Source organism: Paenimyroides baculatum, from assembly GCF_008629655.1.
Lineage (GTDB): Bacteria > Bacteroidota > Bacteroidia > Flavobacteriales > Flavobacteriaceae > Flavobacterium > Flavobacterium baculatum.
Map to the genome: position 1 here is coordinate 163,214 of NZ_VWSG01000008.1, position 5,975 is coordinate 169,188.

The window sequence follows — 5,975 nt, forward strand, 5'->3', positions numbered from 1 at the left end:
TTGTTTAAACAAAAAAAACCTCGACACTTGGAAGGTGTCGAGGGCTTGTATAAAATTACTGTTTGTTTGTTTTATAAAGCAGTGGCAGTATAAGTTACGGTCTGCGTATAGGTTCCGGCCGGTTTCCCCAGGAGTACTTTCGATGCTTTTTCTGCCGAAATAGAATAGGCAATATTTAAAGATTGTTTTGCTCCAGAACTTGCGTTACTTACCAATACCTGATCAGTTGTAGACAATGTGACCTCATTCATAGTTCCCATTAAACTTCCGCCTGCTATTGCTTTTACCTGTAATATATCTACTGGAATTACGTTGGCGCCACTTACAAAGTTTGCGCCCTCCGACTTTACTTTTACATCGAAATTTTTTGAGGAAATGATGACTAAACTATTCGGTACCGTCACATTTTTTGAAGAATTATAATCTGTTGTATTTACATAATTAAAATCTACAGTGCCTCCTGAAGCAACAGTTCCTATGTCCATTGCAATAACGTCTGCTAAAATAATGTTGACGGCGGTATTAACCTGCTCCGAATTTTGTGCTAAAACTGGAGTGGTTCCTAAAGCGATTGCTCCAATAGTTAAGGCTGCGATTGCATTTTGTTTTTTCATGATAGGGTAAATTTAAAAGATACTAAGATGCTGTCATTCAAAATTAATTTTACTTGTAAATATCATTGAAATCAAATCTAACAATATTCTCTGACATGACCAAAATCTTTATTGTTATTGATTAACTATCTGAAAATATAACGGTTATAAGTTTTTATGCTAATTGAAGTAATTGTTGATAGGATATAACGCTGAAATGAGAAATGGATGCAGCTTTTTTGACTAAATACATTGATATATTTTATTAATAAAAAAATAGAGCTAATTACATCACAATGCTCAAAAAAAGATTTTCGGACTTTTTCAGATAAAGTCTCTATTGGGTCAACAGCTTATATAATTTTCTATGTAGTGTTTTTATTAGCGCAGTTGCTTTTCGGAGTTGCTGGCTTTGTTAGGGCACTATTCTGACCTTTAACTTAAATCTTATTAAAAGATCGCTTAGGAAGAAGTTTATAACATATTATTGAGTTGGAAATTATTATTAAGAGATTAGGAATTATTATTTAAGGCATCCGGTAGAGTAGCAACTTTCACATACTTTTATCAAAGTATTTTGCCCGTTTGTCCAAGCAAGTACAATCCACTTGAATTTAATGAAGAAAGCGCTCCTGAAAAAGCTCCACTGTTCATCTTACAAGTTAGGTCAATTGCTACTGCAATTATAATGGCAACACCTCAAATAATTTCGTTTCCGCTTGCATCAATATATAATTATGGGTTATTATATCCATATTTATTATTATTCTGTGTATTGGATATACTGCTTTAGTACCCATTTTAAGTTTAGCCAGTTTCTCAACCATTCCCTACTTCCCTACTTCCCTACTTCCCGTTTCTCCACCATTCAATAGCGCATCAATACTAACAAAGCTTTGTCTTAACCATAGTCTAGTTAGTTTAAAGCCTGAGAGCACCTTAAATTAGCGACGTAAGCTTCACTATTAATAAAACATAAAAAACCGCTTCATTAAACTGAAGCGGTTTAGAAAATTGGGTTAGATTGGGTAATATTTTATTCTTTGGTATAATTATGTTGTTTGTAAAAATATTTTTGACCCTACATTTCTACAATAATAAACTCCGATCTGCGGTTCATCTGGTGTTCTTCTTCAGTACAGTCTACACCGTCTGCACAGCCGTTGATCAACTGACGTTCACCGTATCCTTTTGCCGTAAGTCTTTTAGCCTCTATTCCTTGTGCAATAAGCCAGTTACGGGTTGACTGTGCGCGACTTTCAGACAAGCGGTCATTATATGCGTGCGAAGCCCTGCAATCTGTATGCGATCTTATGTCGATCTTCATAGCAGGATATTCTTCTAGTACGGCATGTACTTTTGCAAGTTCCAATGCAGCATCAGGGCGGATATTTGATTTATCTAGATCAAAGTAGATAGGGTTCAACTGTAGTATTTTGAACAGATCGTCGCCTTTTTTAAATTTGATCTTCTCAGGTTCTAATAATACTTCCACAGCAGTAACTCCGCTTTCATTTGGTAAGGAAACTTTTACTTCGTTCGTAATGTATCCTTCCTTCTCTGCTTTCACGTGGTAGCTATCACCACACTGGTAAGTATGTTTAAAGTTATACGTGGGAGAAATATACTGGTTACTTGTTTCTTTTAAATTATAAAGGCCGTCTGCCAATGTTACCATCGCATCAGATATTAAAGCGCCGGTTTTACTGTCTTTAACTTTTATATGAAGCATTTGGTTACAGTCTAAAACCAGTGAACGTACTTCAGTAAAAGAATAAATATCGTCATTACCTTTACCTCCGGTTCTGTTTGAACTAAAGAAGCCCTGTTTTGTATCATTGCTGATAAAATATGCGAAATCGTCGAATTCTGAATTTATCGGCATACCTAAATTCTGAACAGCTGAAAACAAACCATCTTCTTTTATTTTAGATACGTATACATCTAAACCACCCAAACCAACACGGCCGTTGCTTGAAAAGTAAAGCTCCGTACCTGCAACAAAAGGAAATGTTTCCCTGGCTTCGGTATTTATACCTGCTCCAAGATTTTCAGGGGTGCCGTATGTACCTCCGTTGATTGAAACTTTCCATAAATCCGACGCACCAAAACCTCCGGGGCGATCAGATGAAAAATACAATGTTTTACCATCAGCGCTTAGTGCCGGGTGTGCAGTATTAAATTGGTCGCTGTTAAAAGGAAGCTCTGTTACATTTGTCCATTTACCTCCTGCTAATTCTGCACGGAAAATTTTAAGCTTGGTATTTTTATCGGCATCATATCTGCGCTTTCCTTTAACCACATTGTTACGTGTAAAGTACATTAGCTTTCCGTCAGCTGTGGTAATTGCAGAAGATTCGTTTAATCTGCTTTTTACCTCCCCCTTTAAAGATCTTACATTGTCTTTCTCATGAAGATCTTTAACATCAGCTTCATAGATGCTCGTAAAAGACGCTCCTGTCCAGGTGTGTACTTTTTTAGAGAAATTACCTGTATCTCTTGCGCTTGTATAATAAAATTTATCATTTAATACGTAAGAACCAAAATCGGCAGAAGGCGTATTAATCGCAAGATTGTTAATAGTATCATACCTTCCGGAATTAGCCAAAATCTGCATTTCAAGATCTTTTTCATTTTTTCGAATTTTTGAAATCTCGATTTCTTCTCCTGAAATCTTTACAAACTCACTGTAATATTTTTTAGACTCCGACTCATTTCCTACATTCTGCAGTGTATGGGCATATCTGTAATAATATTCAACGGGAATCTGAGAAGGTTCATATTCAGAAAACAACTTCTGATAATACTTATGGGCATCAGCGTAGCGGGCATTGAAATAATATGCGTTACCTAATTTCTGAACCAAATCCTGATTAGAATAACCGCGCTGATAAACTTTTTCGTACAAGCCGATCGCATCTACATACGCCCAACGGTCGTACTCTTTCACTGCAGGTTTTAAGCCGGACTGTGCATAGGTGTAGTTTCCTAAAAATAAAGAAAACAACAAAATCATTATTGATAATCCTTTTTTCATTTCTTTAACTTTTTAGAAGAAACGTGGCGAATTAACGCGACGATACTTATTAAACAATTCAAAACGCATAAAAACCTCATGGGAACCGTTGTTATAACGTGCCAGCTTGGTAGTTTCTGCATCGTAACTGTACCCTATCATTAAACCGTCTGTAATCTGGAAACCTATCAAACCACTGAATGCTGCATCCCAGCGGTAAGCTGCTCCTAAAGTCAGCTTGTCGTGAATAAGGAAATTAGCTGTCAAATCTGCTTGTAACGGACTGCCTTCTACAGCCTTGATTAAAGCAGCGGGTTTAAATTTCAATGTAGGATTAATTTCGAATACATGACCTCCCATCAAATAAAAGTTCATTCGCTGGTTCATTGAACTGTAAACAGTCCCGTTATCGAACCTTTTGTTTTCTAAGAAACTCGGAACAGATAAACCAATATAACTTTTTTCGTTATGCCAGTAAACTCCCGCTCCGATGTTTGGTGAAAACTCATTCTGGATGTCTACCGCCAGTAAAGGGTCGCCTGGTGCAGCTTGTTTTAAACGGGAATATTCCACATTAAGCATATTGGCAGTTCCTTTAACACCAAAACTTAATTTACTGCCCCTGTGGTTTAAATCAATAGTATAAGAGACATCGACACTTAATGTATTTTCGTCAATAACTCCCAACCTGTCGTTCACAAAACCTACTCCTAAACCTAGCTTACTGTTCTGAATCGGAGTATTTATAGAGAATGCATTTGTTCTAGGTGCACCATCTAAACCAACCCATTGAGTTCTATGAAGGCCAAAAATACTCAGTGCCCCACGGCTGCCGGCATAAGCAGGGTTTATATTTACTGTATTGTACATATAATGTGTGTACTGAGGGTCTTGCTGGGCGTGCATATTTGCACACCCAAAACTTAACAAGACGCCTGCTAATACTTTATTGAAAATCTGTGAAAATTTCATATTCGGTATTATTTAGTTGTTTCTAAATGTAGGTAACCTGACTGCTCAATAGGGTAAATTTGTCCGTTGCCCAGATCGTAATTATACTTTATTAAATAATAGTATGTACCTGTTGGCAATTTAGGATCTTTATTTACAGTAACTCTTCCTTCAGAAAATCCTTTAAAAGTATTTCCTCTAGAGTTGTAATCTTTGGTCTCATAAACAAGTACGCCCCAACGGTTGTAAATAGCTACGGTGTTCCCTGGGTAGCATTCTATTCCGTTTAACAACAACTCGTCATTATGACCATCTCCATTTGGTGTTACTGCATTGAATACTTCTATCGCGCATGATAAATGAATCGTTTGGGTAAAACTTGTTTCATTTCCACAGTCGTCTGTTGCTGTCCACGTTCTTAAAATATCATACTTGGTATCGCATGCACCTTTAATTACGTCATCTGAAACAGTTACTGTTGCCTTTCCGCAGTTATCAATAGCTTTTAGAGATTCGGCATCTTTCAAATCTTCACATTTAATAAAAATTTCTGCTGCCGGTAATGAACCTGAAAACTCTGGTGCGGTTGTATCCTGCACCGTGATAATTTGTACATGTTTCGCTGTGTTGCCACAAGCGTCTGATGCAGTCCATGTTCTTTCTATCTCATAGTTGTTAGGGCAGTTGCCGTCTATTCGTTTTTCTGTAAAACTAACAGTTGCCTTGCTGCATAAATCATCTGCAATAACCACTGCTACTTCAGGAATATCATCTGAACATTCAATTGTTCTGTCTAATGGCAGGTTTGTTGAAAATACAGGTGCCGTTGTATCTACTACAGTAAAACTAGCCGTAGTTGTATTTGAATTTCCACAAGCATCGGTTACAGTAAATATTACTGTTGTACTTCCTGTCGACCCGCAATCTTTACTTAAACCGGTAAAATCATTAGTCCAAGTTAATTCGCCAGAACATGAGTCTTTGGCAGTAGCTCCAGCACGACTGCTTAACCACGCAGTTAAATCGCTGTTGTTTCCGTTTCCGTCACATTCTACTATCAGGTTATCAGCCTCTTTTACAAATTCCGGACTTTGTGTATCCTGTATAGTGAAAACCGCCTGTTTATTGATGGCATTTCCACACGCATCAGTCGCGGTGAATTGAACTGTTGTTTTACTTGTTTTTCCACACAACACAGTTGTATCTACTACAGAATACGTGTAAGTAACCGCTCCGCAATTATCCGTTGCTATACCGCCGCCGTGATTTGCCAACCACGCATTGTATGCTGCAGTATTACCTGATCCGTCACATTCTACAACTTCGTTTTGTGGTTCGGTAGTGAATACCGGTTTCGTGGTATCAACTATCGTAAAGGTGCTTACTGTTGAAACACTGTTTCCACATGCATCGGT

4 protein-coding genes are annotated in these 5,975 nt (G+C 37.5%); all 4 read right to left on the minus strand.

The features are described from left to right. Positions 1 to 71: 71 nt before the first annotated feature. Positions 72 to 614 (minus strand): peptidoglycan-binding protein LysM, encoded by a 543-nt coding sequence (locus tag F0460_RS11690; protein WP_150013428.1) that lies wholly within the window; start codon positions 612 to 614, stop codon positions 72 to 74. Between the two features lie 1,060 nt (positions 615 to 1,674). Next, complete coding sequence (locus F0460_RS11695) at positions 1,675 to 3,630, minus strand: OmpA family protein (protein WP_150013430.1); 1,956 nt, start codon at positions 3,628 to 3,630, stop codon at positions 1,675 to 1,677. Between the two features lie 12 nt (positions 3,631 to 3,642). Next, positions 3,643 to 4,581 (minus strand): PorP/SprF family type IX secretion system membrane protein, encoded by a 939-nt coding sequence (locus F0460_RS11700; protein ID WP_150013432.1) that lies wholly within the window; start codon positions 4,579 to 4,581, stop codon positions 3,643 to 3,645. A gap of 8 nt (positions 4,582 to 4,589) precedes the next feature. Then, positions 4,590 to 5,975 (minus strand): gliding motility-associated C-terminal domain-containing protein (locus F0460_RS11705; protein WP_150013434.1); only part of this gene is annotated, 1,386 nt, incomplete at its 5' end.

What these genes read in the sequence shown, in the direction of transcription:
- F0460_RS11695 (WP_150013430.1), bottom strand. Translation starts at nt 3,630, where the DNA reads ATGAAAAAAGGATTATCAATAATGATTTTGTTGTTTTCTTTATTTTTA.
- F0460_RS11700 (WP_150013432.1), bottom strand. Translation starts at nt 4,581, where the DNA reads ATGAAATTTTCACAGATTTTCAATAAAGTATTAGCAGGCGTCTTGTTA.
- F0460_RS11690 (WP_150013428.1), bottom strand. Translation starts at nt 614, where the DNA reads ATGAAAAAACAAAATGCAATCGCAGCCTTAACTATTGGAGCAATCGCT.